Here is a 22,160-nt window from a genome sequence, read left to right as displayed (position 1 = left end):
CGAAAGTGGAAACGCCGCCGAATAGAGTACCGGTCAAAAGGGAGACTTCAATCGGAAGGAAAAGCGAGCAACAGCTAATCGTTGCTCGCTTTTTAAAACGTCAAAAAGCTCAATTTCTTGATTTCATCGGTAATGGTTTGCTTAATCGTTTAGTTTTTGGCAGAAGGAGATGATAATGGTTGTTCCTTGATTAAGATTAGATTCCACAGTAATGCTTCCTTGATGAATTTCAACAATTGCTTTTGAAATGCTCATACCTAACCCACTGCCATCTGTTTTCTGCTCGGTATTAGTACCACGATAATATCGTTCAAATAAATGATTCTGGGTATCATCATCCATGCCAATTCCCGTATCCGAAATAATATATTCGATGTGTGATGATTTTTTTCTCAGCGAGATATGAATACTAGTTTCTTTCGGATTATGAACGATGGCATTTGATACAAGATTATCTAAAAGTCTTTCTAATAAATTTTCATTTCCAAGAATAAACTGGTTTTCATTTGGTGCATCGAATGAAAAGCTATTTTCGTTATAGTTAGGGTCGTTTATAAATTTCAATAAATGATGGTGAGCTAGCTTGCTAAAATTGACCTTTGAAAATGTTTTTGAGTGGTCATTGTTTTTTAATTCGAAGGTTAATGAAAAATCCTTTAATAGGTCTAGCATAAATAAACTTTGCTTCGTAATGACCTGCCCCATTTCTAAAAGCTCCTCTTGTGACCATTGATATTGATTGCTTTCTAGTAGCTGACCATAACCTTGTATGGAGGAAAGTGGGGTTCGTAAGTCATGAGAAATGCCGGCTAACCATTCTTCTCTGAGTGAGTCTTGTCTCATTTTTTCTTCCTCTGATTTCTTCAGCTTGGATGCAACGGCATAGAAAGAGATCATGATAGGCTCAAATAAGCGATATTTATATCGTACCTTTCCTTTTTTGTTGAGAATCTTTTTTTGTGATTGATCAACAGAAATTAAATCATACTGACCATTCTTCAAGTGCTCTAACCAGCCAACAAAAAACATTAATGGCTTTCCATAGCGAATCACATGCCATGTTGTAAAAAAGATACCTAATATTAGTACAAACAGCAATGAAAGAAGAAGTGCCCAAAAGGCAAAATAAAAAAAGGATTGATTCGTAAAGTTTTGATGGTGCTCTTGCTCTGATGTTAAAAGCCAGTAATGCTGTGATGTTTCATCAAAATGGTAACTTAAATAGTGACTTCCAGGTTGCTTCTTTTTCGAAAATAAAGAAAGGGCTCCGATTTCGTCCTCATGGAGAAGGTCTGCTCCAAAACTTTGTAGAAGTTTTCCATCTTGGTCAATAACTAATAGAGTTTGGTTATTTAATAGAGACGGTAATTCCTTTTGACCTTGAACAGAAATAAGACCGTTCTCATTGTATTGCTCATAGAACTGATCGAGCAATTCTCGCTCTTCTAAAGGAAACCCAAGATAAAATAAAAAGGGTTCGTCGTATACAGACTCTAGATAATGTTGAATATAATATTGACTATGTCTCTGTGTAGCTTCAATATTTAACATATCATGAAAGCTATAAAAGGTAGGAATATCTGGAGGTGTATTAACAGAGTATATGACTTCTCCATCGAAATTAACAATTTGTAGCCATAAATCTTTATCTATTAACTCCTGCGCCCACCTTTCTCTAAAGTTAATATCATGATCATCATAAATTATTGTTTCTGCAGCGATTATTTCTAAAGCACCCGCTGCGAAGTTATGCTTGACTTCTTCCCTCATTAAATAGTTAGCGAATAAGAAAAAAAGCACTAAAAACGTTAAAATCCCTAAAAAACAAAAAATTAAAAATTGAATAGTAAATTGAGTGGCCAATCTTCGTTTAATAGATTTCATCTGCAGGAGCCTCTAAAAATTTATACCCTAGACCTCTTACCGTAATGAGATGCTTAGGTTCACTTGGATTACTTTCTATTTTTTCTCTAATTCTTCTAATATGAACCATGACTGTATTATCATCCACATAATGATTCGTTCCCCAAACAGCTTCAAATAATTGATGTTTCGAAAAAATTTGATTAGGATGTTGGCAGAAAAAACGGAGCAGTAAAAATACCTGAGCAGGGCAGGGCACATTTTTTCCATCAACCATCAATTCACCTGTTAATTCATTTAATGAAAATCTTCTGTAATTATGAATCGTTTTTTTCGAACCTTTTATTTGAACAGAAGCAGAAGGCGCCTCTGAAATAGACTCTCTCCGAAGATAAGCTTTAATTCTAGCAATGATTTCTAAAGGATTAAAGGGCTTGGTCACATAGTCATCAGCACCAATCGCGAATCCTGTTAATTTATCAAAATCTGAAACTTTAGCCGTTAAAAATAATAGATAAGCATTAGAATGCTGTCTAATAATTGGGCATAATTCAAATCCACTTTGATCTGGGAGCATGACATCTAGAATAATAAAGTCGAAGGAGTGTTTTTTGACAAGCTCTAAAGCTTCCTTAGCGTTAAACGCCCTATATATAGAGCTGAACCCTTCTTTTTTTAACACGGTATCTAGTAGTTGAACAATCGATGATTCATCATCGACTATTAGAATAGTTGTTTCCATATTTCACCTCAAAACAGAGTTTCTGTACAAAGGGATTTTATCATATGAACCTTACGACTGCCTTAACATCTTTTTATTTATTTTATCTTCTCGTAAGCTCGTGTTTCTTTTTTATTAAAGAATGTTATTTATGCTTAAGGTAACAAAGCAAGGAGGGAATATAGTTGCAGCAAAGAATACAGTTAATAGATGTTATAAGAGGGTTATGTTTATTTGGAATATTATTAAGCAACTTACTAATCTTTCAATATGGAATGTTTGGAAAAGATGAATTAGACTTGTTTTCAGTAGGGACCCTTGATTGGATAGGATATTACTTTTTGAAAATTTTTGTAGAAGGTAGTTTTATGCCTATCTTTGCCTTTTTATTTGGGTATGGAATGGTCATGATGCGTCAGAGAAGCTTGGAAAATAACCAAAAGCCAAAAAGAAAACTTCTCAGAAGGTTTCTTTTTTTAATGATATTAGGGTTTTTGCATGCTACATATATTTGGGATGGAGATATTTTATTAACTTACGGTATGCTTGGTATTATTCTATTAGTCTTTGTGGCTAGAAAATCAAAAACGATTCTTGTTTGGACGATTATTCTATTAATGATAGCGACAGCTACAGGTTATGGAACTCAGGATACAGAGAGCGTTGACAAGCAAGGAATAGAACAATATATTTCATTAACAACAGAAGTAAAAACACTTGGGAGTTATACTGATATTTTGGAGCATCGACAAGAAGCTGATCCGTTTAAAATAATGGGGATTCCACCCGAGGCATTGCTGGTAGCCCTAATTTTGATGCCATTTGTGACAGCTCCCCTATTTTTGTTTGGTATGTATGCAGCTAAAAAAGAATGGTTTAAGAAACCAGATGAACAAATGAAACTGTATCGAGCATCTCTGATTATGATTCCTGTAGCCATTTGCTTTAAATCCATTTACTTTATACTCCCTGATATTCATTGGCTAGGAATGTTGTCTGCTCTTGGGGCGAATCTACTAGCTATGGGTTATATTTTGTTTATAGCTTTTATTTATCAAAAAATGAAGTACTTTCCACTATTTAAAGGGGCAGCGAATGTAGGGAAGCTTTCTTTAACCAATTATTTGATGCAAAGTGTGATTTGTACATTTATTTTTTACGGCTACGGATTAGGATTATATGGTCAATTAGGTGTCGTTTATGGAATCATACTTGGGATTTTAGTTTTTTCTGTTCAAATCGTTCTTAGTCATTATTATTTGAAGAAATGGAAGTACGGACCCTTTGAATATGTATTAAGATGTGTGACGAATTGGTCGCTTATGAGAAAAAATCAAACCGATCAAACCTACTTAAGAAAAAGTTCATAGCAAACGAAAACCATAGTGTGAATCGAGCCACTATGGTTTTTTTATGTGAATCACTAATAATGACATGATTATTGTATAAAAATAGCGCTGAAATCAATTGATAAAAAAGGACTTCGTTTTAGTATAATAGAATAAATAAAATGAAAGCGATTACTTTCCTCTTTGGAAAGGAGAATATCGATGTTCCGTGCCCTGCTACAAAAGTTCAATGACTTAAAGCTCAGAGGAAAATTAATAGTAGCTTTTCTTTTGGTTGTGGCGTTTCCGATTGCGATCGTTGGTCTAATTTTAACAGAGGAATTAAGAAGTTTAGCAACAGAGGATGCTAAACTTCAATCTGAGATTAATATTGAGCGTGTGAACCAAAGGGTGAACCAAATATTGAGAATTCCGATTCATATTTCGAATCATCTACAATTTGACCGAAACTTAAATCAGCTAGTGAATACCGAATATCAGCATACGTACGAAGTCGTACAATCCTATCAAAACTACTTAACCTTTGAAAATTATTTACAATTTTATTCAGAAATATCAAATATTCGCTTTTATATGGATAATCCTACTTTACTGAATAATTGGTCTTTCATTCCACTAACTAATGAAATTGCGGATACGAACTGGTATGCCCAATCTACTCAAGAAAAAGGTTTAATAGGCTGGCACTTTATATCTGATGAAACGAATCATCATCAATCCTATTTAAGTTTAACAAGGAAAATTTATTTTATTGATAATCAGACATCAGGAATGTTAGTAATTAATATTAACCCGGAGCAACTACATTGGATTTTAAACCAAGAATCTTATTTAACATTATTGATTGATGAAAGTCAGCAAGTGATTTCATCTAACGATCAAACTTTGATTGGTAAAAATATTGATAGTGTTATGTCACTCGAAGAAATAAAAGAAAAAGAAGAATCTATTTATACAGGGATAGTAAATGGAGAAGCTTCCCAAATTATGTTCAAGCCATTGGTCATTGAGTCTAGTTATAATGATTTAACGGTTGTATCTGTTATTTCCACTAAGCATATTGAAAAAGATGCTAATTATCTTCGAAGCCTAGGAATGGTTATTACAGTCATTGGTATCATATTTGCATTGCTACTAATTATTGTCGTTTCTTGGCTGTTAACCAAAAGGTTAGGCAGATTAAGCTTTCAGATTAAAAGAGTTTCAGAAGGTAATTTAGATTCTAGTGTTTTTGTAGATGGGAAGGATGAGATAGGGCAGTTATCTGCTCAATTTAATCAGATGGTTCGCAATATAAATGGATTAATTGAACAAGTACAGGAAACAACCGAACAAAAGAATACTTTAGAACAAAAGCAAAATGAAATGAAGTTAAGGTTATTAGCAAGCCAAATAAATCCTCATTTTTTATTTAATACATTAGAATCCATTCGAATGAAAGCACATATGCAGGGTCAAAAGGAAATTGCTTCGATTGTTAAAATGTTAGGGAAATTAATGAGGAAGAGCATTGAAGTAAGTGGAAGTAAGATATCTCTAAAAGATGAATTAGAAATGATTACATGTTATTTAGAAATCCAAACATTTCGATATGAGCAAAGGCTGCACTATTCTATAGAAGTTGACGAGTCTTTAAAGAATTGGAGTATCCAGCCCTTGTTGATCCAACCTTTAGTTGAAAATGCGGTTATTCACGGTCTTGAAGATAAAGAGGAAGGGGGCTTTGTTTTGATAAAAATCACAACGACTGGAAACAATGTTCTCATTGCTGTTCAAGATGATGGGATAGGTATCTCGAATGAAAAAATAAACGAGATCAAACAAACTCTAAATAAAGAGGAGGATGAATCAGCTCGTATTGGTTTACGTAATGTAGACCAACGCTTAAGAATTACATATGGACAGGAAAGTCGTTTGAAGATTGAAAGCTTAGAAGGAAAAGGAACGCTTATTCATTTTTTAATTCCAAAGGGGGACTGAAAATGTATAAAGTTATCATAGTTGATGATGAACCGATGATTCGTAAGGGAATTCAGACCGTAATTGACTGGAAAAGCTTTAATTTTGAAATTAGTGGTTCTGCTAAAAATGGAATGGAGGGATTAGAGCTTTTCCGAAAAGTTCGACCTGATTTAATGATCATTGATATCAAAATGCCTAAAATGAATGGACTTCAATTACTTGAACAAATAAGAGCAGAAAACAGTGACGTACATGTCTTAATTTTAAGTGGCTTTGCAGACTTTGAATATGCTCAAAAAGCAATGGTTTACCAAGTAGATGGGTATTTGTTAAAGCCGATTGATGAGGATGACTTAACGGATTGTATCAAAAAAATTCAAAATAGTTTGTTTAGTAAGAAAAAAAAGCAATTCAATTTTGGAGAATTAGAGAACGAATTATTAAGGATTGGAGATTGCTCAGAGCCATCTGAAATGATTGTTGAAGTTTTCCAAAGGAGTCCAGCTTGTCAAATGTTGTTTATTGAATTTTATTATCAGAATAAAAAGCCAGTGCAATTAATTTATGAAAAGGAATTCTTCAAAAAAGAAATTGAGAATAAAGAATTCGGTTATCTATTTTGGAATGGTCATCGACTAACGATATTCCTCACTACTCCTTTTGATGGAGAGAATCCAATAAAAGACATGATGAAAAGGTGGAAGCCGTTAAGTTCAGAAGATTATTTTTACATGGTTAAAAGTGAAGTTTTTACTTCATATGAAGAGATGAGAGAGCAATATTGGAAATCATTAAATTTGTTGGAATACCGATTTTATTTCCCAGAAAATACATTAATTCGACCTTTTTCAGCAACTTCTTATAATCAACAAACGAATTGTGATGATCAGGCGACCCTCAAGGAATTAACAGGAAAATTAACTTTTTCCTTAGAGTTGGGAGATGAAAAATTTGTACAGAATTATCTTCAGCAATTAATGGAGTCATTTATTGTGCGAGAAGTATCAGAGAATGAAATAAAGGAGACCTTTTTATTGATTTTATCGAAGGTCTTATTAGAATTTAAAGCTCCAAATCTTGATTTGAAAGATTTGAGTCAAGCTCAAGCAACGAAGCTCCATCATTGTTTAGAAGAAATGAACCAAAAACGTTTTTTAAATAAAGTAATGGATTTGCTAATGCCTATTTTAGAAAACATTCAACAACAAGACTTAGACATTCATATAAAAAAAATGATTGTGATTATTCATAATCATTTTCATCAAAATATAAAGCTGGAATCCTTAGCAGATTTATTAAATTATAACAGCGCTTATTTGGGAAAGCTTTTTAAAAAATATACAGGTGAATATTTTAATACCTACTTAGACCGGACAAGAATTGAGAAAGGAAAGCAGTTGCTTTTAGATGGAAAAAAGGTATACGAAGTAGCAGAAGAGATAGGTTATGGAAATGTTGATTATTTTCATCGTAAATTCAAAAAATATGTAGGGATTTCACCAACTACATTTAAAAGAAGTAAGGTTACGGAAACTAAATCAGGCTAGTGGGGTGTTAGGTTAAATAGAGGTTTTAATAAGGAGAGAGGAAAATGATTCGAAACCAAGACCAAATCTTATTCATATTTCTATTCATATTCATCCTAGTGGGCTGTCAATCGGAAGAAGCTTTGGAGGTGAATGAAACAAGAGAGGAAGAATATGTTTCGTTTACGCTTTTTAGTGCAGACTTTCATTCTCAATGGGACTATATGGAAAGTCCTGTTAGCCAAGTGGTCCAGGGAAAAACGGGTGTCAAAATAGAGGCTGAATTTGATGTGAATGGAGGTGAACAAAAAATTGCTTTAATGGCTGCAAATGGTGAGTATCCGGATTTAATCTTACCAAAGGGCTCAGCTAGTACTCTAGTGGATACAGAGGCATTAATTGATTTGGCCCCTTTAATAGATCAGTATGCGCCCAATATTAAAGAGCTTTATGGAGATTATTTAGATCGTCTTAGATGGAGTAGTGAAGATCCCTCCATCTATATACTGAGTACGGTAAGTATAGATCATACGTACTGGGCTCCGGACAATGGATTTTTGCTGCAGCATGATGTCGTTAAGGAGTTAGGTTATCCTGAGATTCGAACGGTTAAGGATTTTGAAGAAGCGATTAGAAGGTATAAGAAGCGTTATCCAACTATAGATGGCGAGCCTACAATTGGCTTATCATTATTAGCAGACGATTGGCGTATCCTCATTTCTACCACTAACCCAGCTTTTTATGCAACGGGTGCTTCAGATGATGGAGAATATTATGTGGATCCAGAGACATATAAAGCAACGCTACATTATCGTCGTCCAGAAGAGAAAGAGTATTTTCGATGGCTTAACCATATGAATGATAGTGGTCTGTTAGATCCTGAAAGCTTCGTCCAGAAATATGAGCAATATCTCGAAAAAATTTCATCCGGACGAGTTCTTGGTTTGATAGATTCTGAGTGGTCTGTTAGTGATGCACAAAGGATGTTAAGAGAGCAAGGGAAGGAAAACAGAATGTATGGGATGTATCCAGTGACACTATCGGAAGAATATAATCACCCAAATTTCCAGGATACAGGCTATTTAGGTGGCTGGGGAGTAGGAATAACGGTTGATTGTGAGGATCCGATTTTAGCCATTCAATTTCTTGATTTTTTAGCTTCTGAAGAAGGGCAGATACTACAAAATTGGGGCATAGAAAATAAACATTATCAAATAATCGATGGAAAAAGGGTGATTTCAGAGGAGGAAATGTTTCAACGAAATCATGACTCTAATTATGTGAAGAAAACCGGTATTGGTGTTTTGGATAGTATTGCACCTTCTTATGGAGATGGTGTTAAAGACTCTACCGGACAAACATATACCATTGCTAGTCCAGATCAAATTATAGATTCATATACATCCATTGAAAAGGAGGTGTTACGTTCTTTTGGAGTGAGTATGTGGAAGGAGTTATACCCTCCCAAAGAGGCATTTCCTGTAAAGGCCTGGGGTTCAGCCTTTAACCTTTCAATCGATCCTAATTCACAGTTAGCCGTGATTAATCAAAAGGCATTAGAAATAGTAAAGGAAAGAATTCCTGAGGTCATATTAGTAGAACCAAGTGAATTTGATTCTGTATGGGAGACATTTATGAATGAACTTCTAGATATTGGTATTGAAAAGGCTGAAGAGGAGTACAGTCGGTTAATTAAAGAACGAATGAAATTATGGGAGCAATCTTGAGCTCTGCCAGATTAAACAGAAAATGAGAGGGTTGAAAGACTATGAAAATTATTGATGGGAATTGGATGTTACAGCCTGGAATTCAATTAATTCCAGCGGTTCAGCATTATGAAACGATTATAGACAAACACAAGGTTACGTTTTATGTTGCTCCACGCGATGTGACAAATCGTTATAGTCAATTAGATGTTTCACTTTTAACCGTTGAATTAACGAGTCCTCTGGAAGATATTATAAAGGTAAAAGTTTATCATCATAAAGGAATAAAGAATGCTGGTCCAAATTTTGAGCTGAATAGTGAAAAAAATCAAGGTACGATTGAAAGGGAAGAGAAATCTGTTCTTTTCTCTAATGGACAGCTAAAGGCTCATGTACAAACCGGTGAGCATTGGGGAATTCAATTTTTTAATGGTAATCAACCCATAACATCAACTGAAATGAAGTCAATGGCATATGTGACCGATCAAGAAGGAAATCATTACATGAGAGAGGAATTAAGCTTAAGTGTTTCAGAGAAAATTTACGGGCTAGGTGAGCGATTTACTCCATTTATAAAAAATGGGCAAGTAGTTGATATATGGAATGAGGATGGGGGGACAAGTACTGAACAGTCCTATAAGAATATTCCATTTTATCTTTCTAATAAGGGCTACGGAGTCTTTATTAATCAACCAGAAAAGGTATCATTAGAAGTTGGATCTGAACGAGTATCAAAAGTACAATTTAGTGTTGAAGGAGAATCACTCGAATATTTTATCATTGGAGGAAAATCCTTAAAAAAGGTTCTTGAAAATTACACAACATTGACAGGTAAACCCTCACTTCCTCCAGCATGGTCATTTGGATTATGGCTTTCGACGTCCTTTACAACCAATTATGATGAAAAAACGGTTACTCAATTTGTCGAGGGCATGAAGGAAAGAGAAATCCCTTTAAGAGTTTTCCATTTCGATTGTTTTTGGATGAAAGGCTTGCATTGGAGTGACTTTGAATGGGACCAAAGGGTTTTTCCAGATCCTAAAGGGATGCTCGAACGTTTAAAGGATAAAAACAATTTGCAAATTTGTGTATGGATTAATCCTTATATTGCTCAGCAATCGAGTCTTTTTGATGAAGGTGTAGAGAAGGGCTATTTTGTTAAAACAGCAAACGGAGATGTTTGGCAATGGGATCGATGGCAGCCGGGGATGGCACTTGTTGATTTTACTAATCCGGATGCTTGTCATTGGTTTAAAAATAAACTTCGTGCACTCATTAGCATGGGTGTAGATAGCTTTAAAACAGACTTCGGGGAAAGAATTCCTACAGATGTCATCTACCATAATCAAGAAAATCCTTTTAAAATGCACAATTATTATACTTATCTATATAATCAAAGTGTTTTTGAAGTGCTACAAGAGGAAAAGGGAGAAAATGAAGCCGTGCTATTTGCTCGCTCTGCGACAGTCGGTGGTCAAAAATTCCCTGTTCATTGGGGTGGGGATTGCTATGCAAGCTATGAATCAATGGCCGAAAGCTTAAGAGGTGGATTATCACTAGGATTATCAGGCTTTGGTTTTTGGAGTCATGATATTGGTGGCTTTGAACAAAATGCTACTCCAGATTTATTTAAGAGATGGGTCGCTTTTGGTTTATTATCTAGTCATAGCCGATTACATGGGAACCAATCATACCGAGTGCCATGGATGTATGATGAAGAGGCTGCGGAAGTAACTAAATTTTTTTCCAAATTAAAAAATCAGCTTATGCCCTATTTGTTTACAGAAGCGGTTGCCTCTCATACACACGGATTACCTATGATGAGAGCGATGATTTTAGAATTTCAAAAGGATATGACCTGTCACTATCTAGATCAGCAATATATGTTAGGAAGCCATCTTTTAGTAGCACCGATATTTAACGAAAATCATAAAGGGCATTTTTACTTACCAGAAGGAAGCTGGACTCATTTATTAACGAATGAGGTTTTAGAAGGGGGAAAATGGTATGAGGAAGAATATCATTACTTTTCATTGCCTTTGTTTGTAAGGGAACAGTCAATCATTGCACTTGGTAAGGATAAATATGTACCTGATTATCAATATGAACAGGAACACGAATGGCATGTATTTTCTTTATCTAATAATAGAGAAGCATCTGCCGTATTACATGACCAAAATGGAAAAAAAGCTATAGAAGTAACAGCTAAGAGAGAAAATAATAGGTATACCTTCTCATGGGATACGGTTCAATCTTTAAGTGATATGACCTTTATTTTGCGCAACATCCATTCAAATGACGTAAAGGTAGAGAATGAAAATTGTCAGCTTTTAGAGCACCCGTTAGGTACTCTTGTTAAAGCTGAAGCAAGCTCTGGGGTGGTCTCTGTCCGCATTTTTTAAGCTCAATCCATTTCAGGAACCAACTGGGTGGGAAAACCCTCTTGAGTAGTAAATTGAACAGAATTAGGTTCTTCGGCTGTTCGCTTCTCCAAGACACTCCTCATCCAGTGAGTGGCTGTGTAACTAATCGGCATGGTCACTTTATTCCATCAGATGTGTACGCGAAATTACTTATAATTTACAAGAACCTTCCTTCTTGTTAAAAGAAGGAAGGTTCTGTTCGTTATTTGTGTAGTTATCATTACACACCAGTTCAAGAGTTGCTACAACTGGATGGTTTGCTACTAATCTCATATAAATAAAAATAGGTTGTACATTTACTTTATGAAGGAAGAAACTTTTACTAAGTTAAGTGAATTTCATCATTGCTCTATAAGTGAATGAAACCGAACGTTTATTAAAAAAATTCTTGAATGTTTCGAATTCACTAGTTGATTGTAACGGTAGGTAGTGACTCCCGAAGGATAAGCGCCGTTTGAAGATCCACTCTGACGAAGCTCTGCGTAGTCGGAGTTAGCTGAAAACAAGCCCTTGGGAAAGCAACTACCTATAGTGAAAATTAAACACCAGATTGTTCGGTTTTTATTATAATATATACATGATGAATTGATTCAGTTAGGTGAAAAATTTGTTATGATAAAAGAAAAAGAGAGTAGGCTTATAAAATGATTGAAGAAAGTACGATTCAGGTATTAACCTTAAGTGTATATTTATCGGTTATTATTCCAGCTGTTTTTATACTAGTAGCAAAATTTGTTTTTAAATCTTCTCTAAAAGTGATATTAATCGGAATGCTATCATTCTTTTTCGTTTCACAAATTATATTAGGCTTAATTCATTCTATTTTCTTAGGAAATGAACAGCTTTCTGAAGTAATGAGACAACCATTTATCTATATTCCTTATATGACGATTACGACTGGTCTTGTTACGGAATTAGGAAGATATGCTATTTTTACTTATCTACTAAAGAAATATAGAGATTGGAAGGATGGTTTAGGGTTTGGTATTGGTTATGGTGGCTTTGAATCTACTTTGGTTATGGGGTTTACAAGCTTGAGTATGGTAAGTGCTGCTACACTTATCAATGAAGGTGAATTCATGGATCAAGTAATTGTAGACCAATTGCAATCCTTTACAGCTTCTTATGCAGTATTAGGTTTTATCGAAAGAATCCTTTTGCTTATTATACATATGGCTTTATCGATTTTAGTTTTATATGCGGTTAAATCAGGGAAAATAAAATACTTAGGATATAGTATTCTCGCACATGCTATTACGATAACCCCGGCAGCTCTTTATCAAGTGGGTGCATTGACCAATATTTATTTAGTTAATCTAATCATCGCTGTATTGGCTGCAATGAGCATCCTATTTATGATAAAGTCTAGAGCACTTTTCAATAAGGAGTAAGCTGCTTTGCTTTTCTTACTTGAGTGAACTTCATCATTGCTTTATAAACGAATAAAGTCATCTTATAAAATATGTTTTAAGAGTTTTTGAATTCACTCGTTGATTGAAACGGTAGGTAGTGACTCCCAAAGGATCAGCGCAGTCTGAAGATCCACTCTGACGAAGCCTGCGTAGTCAGAGTTAGCTGAAGACAAGCCCTTGGGAAAGCATCTACCTTAAGTGGAAATCAAAAACCAAATCGTTCGATTTTCTTATAAAATATGAATGATGAAATGGATTCACTTAATAAAAAATACTTCAGTTGAGCGGTAAAAGCCTAGATTGTTGAGTTTGAAAGGTTATTATTGTCTATCAACAATGGAATGATTTGCATTTCTGCCTTGGAAATGAGCCCATTTCATTGTTTTTTTATGAAAACTTATATAACTGAGAGCCTGATGCGAAAGTATGATAAACGATTAAAATAGAAAATGTCGTTTAAAATGAATGCAACAAGGTTATAGACCGTTAAGCAACAAAAAATAAAATGAAGGAGAGATTTCTTGTGAAAAGATTACCCGTACTAGCTACAACAGGTCTTCTTACTACAGCTCTAATATTTGCGCCTGTAACCATTAACAATAACTCTGGAGTTGTAGAAGCTTCAACTGAAGTTACTCCTTTTGAGGGACCTTTTGGATTAGGAGAGCAAGGAGCAATCGTAGAGAGGACTCAAGAAGATTTAAATCGTTTAGGCTATGAAACGGATGTAGATGGTATTTTTGGACCTGATACAGAAAAACAAATAATGAAGTTTCAAGAGGATTTATCATTAGAGGTTACTGGAATTGTAGATGTAGAAACCTCTCAAGCCTTAACGTATAGTATTGAAGAGCCAGAATATCCAGCTTTTGAGGAACCAGTTGGAATGGGAGACCGAGGAGAAATTGTTGAAATGGCTCAAGAGCAATTAAATCGATTAGGCTATGGAACAGCAGTAGATGGCATTTTTGGACCAGAAACAGAAAAGCATGTAATGGAGTTTCAAGAGGAGCTATCATTAGAGGTTGATGGAATTGTAAATGCAGAAACGTATCAAGCCTTAATGTATAGTATTGAAGAGCCAAAATATCCTGCTTTTGAAGAACCGGTTAGAATGGGAGACCGAGGAGAAATTGTCGAAAGTGCTCAAGAGCAATTAAATCGATTAGGCTATGGAACGGCAGTAGATGGCATTTTTGGGCCTGAAACAGAAAAGCATGTAATGGAGTTTCAAGAGGAGCTATCATTAGAGGTTGATGGAGTAGTAGGGGCAGAAACCTATCAAGCTCTAATGTATAGTATAGAATAGATGATAAATAAAGAAGCATTCCTTTACTTAAGGAATGCTTCTTTGGTGTTTTTAAATGTTAGTTTCTTTGTTATGATAACGGCCTATTGGAATGACTAAAGGAGACTGGGAAATCGGGTCTTTTATTACTGTGCTATGCAGACCAAAAACTTGTTGTACCAATTCACTTGTAATGACATCTGTCGGGTTACCCTCTGCTATAAGTTTTCCTTTTTCTAAAGCGAAAATATGATCTGCATAACGAGCTGATAAGTTAATATCGTGTAGGACCATAACAATGGTTGTCCCATATTTCTTATTAAGATCGGTAAGCATATCTAAAATTTCGACTTGGTAGGCAATATCTAAAAAAGTAGTTGGTTCATCTAAAAATAATATATCGGTTTCTTGAGCAAGAGCCATTGCAATCCATACTCGTTGCCTTTGACCTCCTGATAACTCATCAATGTTCCGATCTGCTAATTCCGTAATATTCATAATTTCCATCGCTCTTGCGACAGCCTCATAATCCTCTTTTTGCCAGCTTTTAAAAATAGACTGATGAGGAAAACGACCTCTTCCGACTAAATCAGAAACAGAAATGCCCTCAGGTACAATAGGGGATTGAGGTAAAATTCCTAACGTTCGTGCTAATTGCTTTGAAGGAATTTTATCAATTGATTTACCGTCTAAAACGATTTGCCCTGATTGAGGTTTGAGTAAGCGAGCCATCGTTTTTAACAAAGTCGACTTTCCGCAAGCATTAGCGCCGATTATAACGTTGATTTTGTTACTAGGAATAGCTACATTTATTTCATGTAGTATAGTCGTTTGGTCATATCCAGTTGTAACAGAATTTGTTTGAAATGTATGAATTGGTTTCATTATAAACTACCCTTTCGGTTCATTCGGATGAGTAAATAGAGCAAAAATGGAGCTCCAAGAAGGCCTGTTATTACTCCAACAGGATACCGCACCTCAAAAGCAAATTGACCAATCAAGTCCGCTGCTAAAACTAAATTAATACCAACTAGACCTGATGGAATAACATTGGATTGTCCAGCTCCTACTAATCTCTTAGCAATAGGACCTGAAAGAAAGGCGACAAAAGCAATAGGTCCTGTAGTAGCTGTAGCGATCGCAACCATAGAAACCGAGCATAAAATGAGCAATAACCTTACCATATTTGTATTCAATCCTAATGAGGTGGCTGATTGTTCACCTAGCTCTAATACACTTAAATGCTTGCTTAGAAACAAGACAATAGGAGCACAAATTAAAACGGTAATCATAAGTGGAGGAAGACTAGATAATTGAACACCGTTAAGACTTCCACTTAACCATCTTAATGCACTCGGAATATCTTCTTGGGCACCAATCATTAGGAGATAAGAGATAAGGGCGCTAAGCATCGCTTGAATTCCTATCCCGACAAGTATAAGACGTCCAATCGCAAAGGATTTTCCTCTTGATAAAAAATAAATGATAATGGCTGTAAGCAATCCAGCTGTTACAGCTGCTAAGGAAACAACTGTATTGTTCGTTTGAAAAATTAGAATGCAAAATAAAGCCGCTACACTTGAGCCAGCTGTAATTCCTAGAATATCAGGATTTGCAAGGGGGTTCCGTAGCATCGTTTGAAAGGTATTTCCGGCAATACCAAATGCAATTCCTGCAAAAAAGCCTGCTAACATTCTTGGTAGTCGTATTGTATTAACGGCAAAATTAACCCCGCTTAACGTTTCTCCCATAAGCGAGCGAAACACATCTTGGATCGGGTAAATGGTATTACCTAATAATAACATCAAACAACAAAGGCAACATGCAAGGATGATTAACAGAATATTAACAATGAGCCAGCGTTGTTTTCTTTTCTTTTGTCCCTGTTTAATAATCGAGATCGTTGAATTTTTCATAATGACCGCACTTTCATTCTCGTAGCTAATAGGATGAGTATGGGAGCTCCTATAAAGGCTGTAACAACGCCAGCTTCCACTTCACCAGTACCACCGATAAGTCTACCAGTTACATCGGCTATTGTTAAAATAATCGCACCAGAAATGGCTGATAAGGGTATAAGATAACGTAAGTCGGGACCTAAAATTAACCGTATAAGATGGGTAGATAAAAGCCCCACAAAAGCTATAGGACCTGCTAAAGCTGTTGCTGCTCCACAGAGAATAACTCCCGAAAAGGCAGCGATCATTCTTAAATAACCTGTACGAACTCCTTGTCCTGTTGCTACTTCATCACCAAGTGCTAAAGCATTTAAAGCGGATGCAGATACGATAGCTAAAATAATACCAATGATTAAAATAGGTAGAAAAGTAGTAACAGAGCTCCAAGTACCTGCTCCAACACTTCCAACCTGCCAAAATCTGAATTGATCCATAACATAAGAACGTGGAAGCATAATTGCGGTAATTAAAGAAGAAAGTGCGGCACTAGTGGCTGCTCCAGCTAAAACAAGCTTTAGGGGCGTAGCACCTGCTCGCCCCATAGAGCCAATTCCATATACAAAAATGGCTGTAATCATTGCTCCAATTATCGCTAATGTAATGAACTGAGAAGCTGTAGATATGTTGAAGAAAGCAATTCCTCCTACAACAAACAGAGCAGCTCCAGTATTGACACCTAATATACTCGGATCGGCAATCGGATTTCTAGTCACTGCTTGCATAAGAGCTCCAGAGACACCTAAAGCTGCACCGCAGAATAAACTAAATATTGTTCTCGGTATCCGTTCTTGTACTACACTGACACCGTAAGAACTCATATCTAATTGAAATAAACCTGCGATTAACTCTTCTAATTGGACAACTCTAGAGCCTAATGCTAATGATGCAACGATAGAAATGCATAGCAGAATAATAGAGAGAATGATTACAATGGATAAAAATTTTGGTTTATAGCTTTTTGGTTCTTTTACTTTTAAAACAATATTACTCATCAATCTTGCTGACAGCATCAGCGATTATATCAAGATAGTCGTCAATCGTGTAAGCAATAGAAAGCGGGTTAGGCGTTCCAGAAGCAGCTAGAGTAGAATTTCCACCAATAAATGCAACAGAACCTCTTTCAATTGCAGTGATTTGTCCTAATCGTGAGTCGGCTTTAACTGCTTCGTATAAGCTTTCATCACCATATCCGATAATAACATCTGCTTCATTTAATACATCAGCATTTTCAGAACTTAAATTTAAAGAATAAGCTGTTTCATCTTCAATCATTTCAATAATATTTTCAGGGTATTCCATTCCAAGCTCTTGTAAAAATGAAACTCTTGTGTCAGTTGGTGTGTAAAGGTGTAGTCCAGACATATCAGTTGCTGAGAAGTTAACCCATACAATCTTTTTACCAACAATTTCAGGATATTCAGCTACTTTATCTTCAATTAATTGCTCGGTATCAGCAATTAATTGCTCACCATCTTCCTTCATTCCCATACCTTCTGCATTTAATAATACTTGTTCACGCCAAGTTGTCGTCCAAGGAGAAGTTGGATAAGCAACCACTGGAGCAATTTGAGTTAAAATCTCGTAATCTTCTTCTGTAATACCAGAATATGCCGCAAGAATAACATCTGGATTACTATCAGCAATGGCTTCAAAATCTAATCCGTCTGTATCTTGATAAATGTTTGGATTTTCAATACCTAATTCTTCAAGCTTCTCTGTTGTCCAAGGAAGTAATCCACTATCATCTTCTACTCCGAAGTTAGCTGCTGAAAAACCAACTGGCTCAACTCCAAGTGCTAGTACAATATCATGGTTTGCCCATTGAATCGTAGCAATTCTTTCTGGCTTTGATTCAATAACGGCTTCACCTAAAGCGTGTTCAATTGTGATAGGATACTCTGCATCCGTTTCATTTTCTGTTGTTTCTTCTGATGTCGTTTCATCACTATTGTTATCCGTTGTATTTTCTTCCTCTGAATCAGATGTAGAACAACCAATTAAAACAACTGATAATAATAAAAGCATTAATATGTACAAAGATATTTTTTTCATATAAATAGACCCCTTTTATGCTGTTTTGTTATGAAATTGATAATCGTTATCAACGATAAACCCTTTCGATAAAATTGTCAATCATATTTAAGGAAATTTTCATACTATTATGTGTCAAATATAAAAACAAACTGTTTATAGAAGTGATAGTGGATGATGATAACCAGTTCTCCGCTCTCCGTTCCCGAAATCATGCTCCGCGTCCTGTGGGGTGGCGCCGAACTAACTTTTTTATCAAAAAAGTGGATTTCGACCTGCCACTAAATCCCACGGGAGTCTCCGCATGTTTTCGTCCACTAAATAAGAACGTTTATTTTTGAATCACGTGATATTCCCTTTAGATTTTAGAGAGAAAACGATCAGAGTACGACATTGCCTATTCCGTTCATCGCTTAGTCGAAAGTATTCCAGAGGAAGCTTTCCATGAATTCTACCGCGAAACGGGGTGTCCGGCTTATCATCCTCATATGATGTGGCTTGCCCAAGGAGAAGAACCAAGTTATCGGTCAATCAATCGTTTCCGTGCCCATTCAAAAGGAAGTGGAAAAGTCGTTGAAGATGTATGAGGAACTCCGGCATTTAGATGAAAAAGTAGAAGCTTTTGATCGTCAGATTGAAGCGAGTGAGGTTGTCAGTGACAGAAAAGTATGACGAACGGAGCGAAAGGTACAAAAGCAGTATCGGAAAGAGTTTCGTCATCTTGTGGAGAGAAAACAAAAGAATGAAACAAAAAAACGAGTCGAGTGAACAACATTCTGTTCAAGCGACTCGTTTTTTGTTTTTAAAGAGGGTTATGTCCCACCCGCTAGTCATTTATGAATTATACATTTTGTAAAGAAAGCTTTGATGCAGCTTCTTTCACTCTTTCTAAGCCATTTTGAATAATTTCTTCCGCTTTATCAGGTGATGCGTTATGGCCTTCAATAATCACCTCATCGATGATTTCCATACCATAAATGCCACCTATAACATTTCTCAAATAGTTAATTGACATATCCATCGCGTTCATTTCAGGAATGGAATAAACACCACCACGGGCATTTAAGAAGATAGCTTTCTTATCAGTCATAAGATTGATCATATTTCCATTTTCATCATACTTAAATGAATATCCAGCTGCATATGTGTAATCAATAAATGTTTGTAAACGTGCTGGAATTGTTAAATTCCATAGCGGGAAAGCAAAAACGACAAGATCAGCAGCTGTTAGTAAATCCATTGCTTTTTGTTTGGCGTTTAGAAGCGTTTGCTCTGTTTTATTTAATTCAGCACCTGTCTGTAATTTACCAAATGCATCAAAAAGCTCTTGACCAAAATATGGCATTTCTTCTGCAAATACATCATAAGTTGTCACTTTAAGCTCACTATTGTTTTGAATAGCTTCCATAAATGTTTCATACATTTTACTTGAAACTCCTTCAGAAGCAGGACGATTGTTTGCTTTTATAACTAATACATTCATTTAAAAAAAACCTCCAAAAAACGTAATATTTAACTATACTTTTTATAGTAACTTTTGAATTGTAACAGAAATGAAGGTACTTTGTAAATAAAAATGCTTGTAAAATATAAAATTCTACTAATCAAGAAGCAGAAATATGATTAAAAGCTATGCTTAGAAAGATGAATCATATAAAAATGTTAAGTTTAACCACTTCAGGAGAAACCTAGGATTTTCAGGGTTAGCTGATACCTTTAATGCTTCTTATACTCATACACGTTGTCATCACTCCTTCGTTTTGAAGTTTCTTTCTATTCCTGTCCAAGCCTCTTAAAAAATCTGAGTAAACACTCTATTTCTTTCCTCAGGTAATCACGATTTTTATTATCGTTGTACATATTAATCTTGTGAGTAGGACATTCTTAATCGTGAAGGAAAAGATTTGAAAGGAAGTGTTTATTTGGGTAAAGAAAAGAAAGACTCCATTGGTATAAATGTTTCAGGAGAAGGGGATTCAGTAGATGCTCGTTTCGGTACAAATGAGAATGAAGAAACCCTTACGAATCGCCAAGGCCATCCAGTTACAAATAATCAAAATATGAGAACAGTAGGTAGCCGTGGGCCGACTACGTTAGAAAATTATGATTTTCTTGAGAAAATCAGTCATTTTGATAGAGAGAGAATCCCAGAAAGAGTGGTTCATGCGAGAGGAGCAGGTGCTCATGGATATTTTGAGACTTACGGCTCTTTTGGGAATGAACCTATTGCCAAATATACTAGAGCCAAATTATTTCAGAAAAAAGGAAAGCAAACCCCGGTGTTTGTTCGATTTTCTAGTGTCATACATGGTGGACATTCACCTGAAACATTAAGAGATCCTCGGGGTTTTGCCGTCAAATTTTATACAGAGGATGGAAATTGGGACTTAGTCGGTAATAATTTAAAGATTTTCTTTATTCGAGATGCGCTTAAATTTCCTGATTTAGTTCATGCCTTCAAACCTGACCCTGTTACAAATATCCAGGATGGAGAGCGTATTTTCGATTTTGTTTCTCAATCACCAGAAGCTCTTCATATGATTACCTTTCTGTTTTCTCCTTGGGGAATTCCTGCGAATTATCGGATGATGCAAGGATCGGGAGTAAATACATATAAATGGGTTAATGAGGAAGGAGTCGCTCACTTAGTCAAATACCACTGGGAGCCAAAACAACCAATCAAAAATCTAACTCAAAAACAAGCAGAGCAAGTACAAGGGAAGAATTTTAATCACGCTACACAGGATTTATATGAAGCGATTGAAGAGGGGAACTATCCTGAATGGGAATTGTTTGTTCAAGTGATGACTGATGATGAACATCCTGAATTAGATTTTGACCCTCTTGATCCGACAAAATTATGGAGAAAAGAGGAATTTCCTTGGGTACCGGTCGGAAAAATGGTTCTCAATAAAAATCCACAAAACTATTTTGCAGAAGTCGAGCAAGTCGCTTTTGGAACAGGAGTGCTTGTTGATGGGCTAGATTTTTCAGATGATAAATTGCTACAGGGAAGAACCTTTTCATACTCTGATACACAGCGCTATCGTGTAGGGACAAACTATTTACAGTTACCTATAAATGCTCCGAAAAAGCATGTTGCAACAAACCAAAGAGATGGACAAATGCAGTATTATGTCGATCAAGGAACAAAGCAAAATCCTCATGTGAATTATGAGCCGAGCATTTTAGGGGGATTAAAAGAGAGTAAACAAGAGGGTAAGGAATATACTCCGTTAGTGTCAGGAGAACTTTCAAGAAAATCAATTGATCGAACAAATGATTATGCGCAGGCCGGTGAAACTTATAGACGACTCGCCAAATGGGAACAGGATGAGTTAATTAGTAACTTAGTTAAGGCATTAATGCCTTGCGACCAAAAGATTCAAGAAACAATGGTCAACTTTTTCTTCGAATGCGATCAGGAATACGGAGAACGAGTTAGTGAAGGTTTAAAATCAGAAAAAACAACAGAGCATCCTTCTCACCGCAATGCAATGGGAGCAGATAGTTCAGAAGCGGCTATTCAACAGGCCATTGAAGAAAGTGAAGTATCTGATCCTTATTAGGGGCTGGGACAGAAGTTACTTTTAAAGAAAATCCTAATGCGGAAATTGAAATGATGTGTAATGGATACAAACATCAAGAACGAACCAAGAACCCTCCTTACTGTGAAGTGCCCCCTGTCAAGTAGACAGTGGAAATAATAAAAAATGTTTAAGCGGCTTTAGCTCTATATTCCATAGGGCTAAGGCCGTTTAATCGTTTTTATGATGTGTAATGGATACAAACATCAAGAACGAACCAAGAACCCTCCTTACTGTGAAGTGCCCCCTGTCAAGTAGACAGTGGAAATAATAAAAAATGTTTAAGCGGCTTTAGCTCTATATTCCATAGGGCTAAGGCCGTTTAATCGTTTTT

At 35.8% G+C, this 22,160-nt stretch carries 15 protein-coding genes and 1 pseudogene; 9 read left to right on the top strand and 7 right to left on the bottom strand.

The genetic code is table 11. From position 1 onward, the window contains the following. Window positions 1-141: 141 nt before the first annotated feature. Window positions 142-1,884, bottom strand: a complete 1,743-nt coding sequence (locus AZF04_RS12045) for a sensor histidine kinase (protein WP_061948939.1) — start codon at window positions 1,882-1,884, stop codon at window positions 142-144. Next, window positions 1,871-2,605, bottom strand: coding sequence for a response regulator transcription factor (locus AZF04_RS12040; protein ID WP_061948938.1), 735 nt, complete (start codon window positions 2,603-2,605; stop codon window positions 1,871-1,873). Before AZF04_RS12040 ends, AZF04_RS12045 begins: the two co-directional genes overlap by 14 nt. Window positions 2,606-2,769: 164 nt before the next feature. On the opposite strand from AZF04_RS12040, the gene AZF04_RS12035 reads away from it, so the two are divergent. The 7 genes from AZF04_RS12035 to AZF04_RS12005 all read left to right on the top strand — a co-directional run bounded on the left by AZF04_RS12035 (window position 2,770) and on the right by AZF04_RS12005 (window position 14,271). Next, window positions 2,770-3,954, top strand: a complete 1,185-nt coding sequence (locus tag AZF04_RS12035; RefSeq protein WP_061948937.1) for a DUF418 domain-containing protein — start codon at window positions 2,770-2,772, stop codon at window positions 3,952-3,954. Between the two features lie 180 nt (window positions 3,955-4,134). Further along, window positions 4,135-5,913, top strand: a complete 1,779-nt coding sequence (locus AZF04_RS12030; RefSeq protein WP_061948936.1) for a sensor histidine kinase — start codon at window positions 4,135-4,137, stop codon at window positions 5,911-5,913. Between the two features lie 2 nt (window positions 5,914-5,915). After that, window positions 5,916-7,442: a response regulator transcription factor gene (locus AZF04_RS12025; protein ID WP_061948935.1), complete on the top strand. Its 1,527-nt coding sequence runs from the start codon at window positions 5,916-5,918 to the stop codon at window positions 7,440-7,442. 44 nt (window positions 7,443-7,486) lie between these two features. Continuing rightward, window positions 7,487-9,148, top strand: coding sequence for an ABC transporter substrate-binding protein (locus tag AZF04_RS12020; RefSeq protein ID WP_061948934.1), 1,662 nt, complete (start codon window positions 7,487-7,489; stop codon window positions 9,146-9,148). 41 nt (window positions 9,149-9,189) lie between these two features. Beyond that, window positions 9,190-11,529, top strand: coding sequence for an alpha-xylosidase (gene yicI, locus AZF04_RS12015; protein ID WP_061948933.1), 2,340 nt, complete (start codon window positions 9,190-9,192; stop codon window positions 11,527-11,529). 665 nt (window positions 11,530-12,194) lie between these two features. Further along, window positions 12,195-12,941: a YhfC family glutamic-type intramembrane protease gene (locus tag AZF04_RS12010; protein WP_061948932.1), complete on the top strand. Its 747-nt coding sequence runs from the start codon at window positions 12,195-12,197 to the stop codon at window positions 12,939-12,941. Between the two features lie 544 nt (window positions 12,942-13,485). After that, complete coding sequence (locus AZF04_RS12005; RefSeq protein ID WP_061948931.1) at window positions 13,486-14,271, top strand: peptidoglycan-binding domain-containing protein; 786 nt, start codon at window positions 13,486-13,488, stop codon at window positions 14,269-14,271. 51 nt (window positions 14,272-14,322) lie between these two features. On the opposite strand, the gene AZF04_RS12000 is transcribed toward AZF04_RS12005, so the two are convergent. The 4 genes from AZF04_RS12000 to AZF04_RS11985 are packed head-to-tail and all read right to left on the bottom strand — an operon-like array spanning window position 14,323 to window position 18,260. Further along, on the bottom strand, window positions 14,323-15,135 hold the full coding sequence (locus AZF04_RS12000; RefSeq protein WP_061948930.1) for an ABC transporter ATP-binding protein: 813 nt from the start codon (window positions 15,133-15,135) through the stop codon (window positions 14,323-14,325). Beyond that, the gene (locus tag AZF04_RS11995) at window positions 15,135-16,166 is read right to left on the bottom strand and encodes a FecCD family ABC transporter permease (RefSeq protein WP_061948929.1); all 1,032 of its coding nucleotides are present in this window, start codon (window positions 16,164-16,166) and stop codon (window positions 15,135-15,137) included. Before AZF04_RS11995 ends, AZF04_RS12000 begins: the two co-directional genes overlap by 1 nt. Next, the gene (locus tag AZF04_RS11990) at window positions 16,163-17,200 is read right to left on the bottom strand and encodes a FecCD family ABC transporter permease (RefSeq protein WP_061948928.1); all 1,038 of its coding nucleotides are present in this window, start codon (window positions 17,198-17,200) and stop codon (window positions 16,163-16,165) included. Before AZF04_RS11990 ends, AZF04_RS11995 begins: the two co-directional genes overlap by 4 nt. Next, the gene (locus AZF04_RS11985; RefSeq protein ID WP_061948927.1) at window positions 17,193-18,260 is read right to left on the bottom strand and encodes an iron-siderophore ABC transporter substrate-binding protein; all 1,068 of its coding nucleotides are present in this window, start codon (window positions 18,258-18,260) and stop codon (window positions 17,193-17,195) included. The genes AZF04_RS11990 and AZF04_RS11985 overlap by 8 nt, the downstream gene beginning before the upstream one ends. Before the next feature lie 316 nt (window positions 18,261-18,576). On the opposite strand from AZF04_RS11985, the pseudogene AZF04_RS21600 reads away from it, so the two are divergent. Then, window positions 18,577-18,980 (top strand): annotated as a pseudogene (locus AZF04_RS21600) (transposase); the annotation flags it as partial. Between the two features lie 100 nt (window positions 18,981-19,080). Here the strand turns inward: AZF04_RS21600 and AZF04_RS11980 are convergent. Next, window positions 19,081-19,722 (bottom strand): FMN-dependent NADH-azoreductase, encoded by a 642-nt coding sequence (locus AZF04_RS11980; protein ID WP_061948926.1) that lies wholly within the window; start codon window positions 19,720-19,722, stop codon window positions 19,081-19,083. A gap of 463 nt (window positions 19,723-20,185) precedes the next feature. Here AZF04_RS11980 and AZF04_RS11975 point away from each other — a divergent pair, with 463 nt between their 5' ends. Continuing rightward, window positions 20,186-21,808, top strand: coding sequence for a catalase (locus AZF04_RS11975; RefSeq protein ID WP_412459207.1), 1,623 nt, complete (start codon window positions 20,186-20,188; stop codon window positions 21,806-21,808). The last annotated feature ends 352 nt before the right edge of the window (window positions 21,809-22,160 follow it).

It is taken from the genome of Alkalihalobacillus trypoxylicola (assembly GCF_001590785.1).
Lineage (GTDB): Bacteria > Bacillota > Bacilli > Bacillales > Bacillaceae_D > Alkalihalobacillus > Alkalihalobacillus trypoxylicola.
Note: the sequence above shows the minus strand (reverse complement) of the source record. Positions and strands in the feature narration are given on the sequence as shown.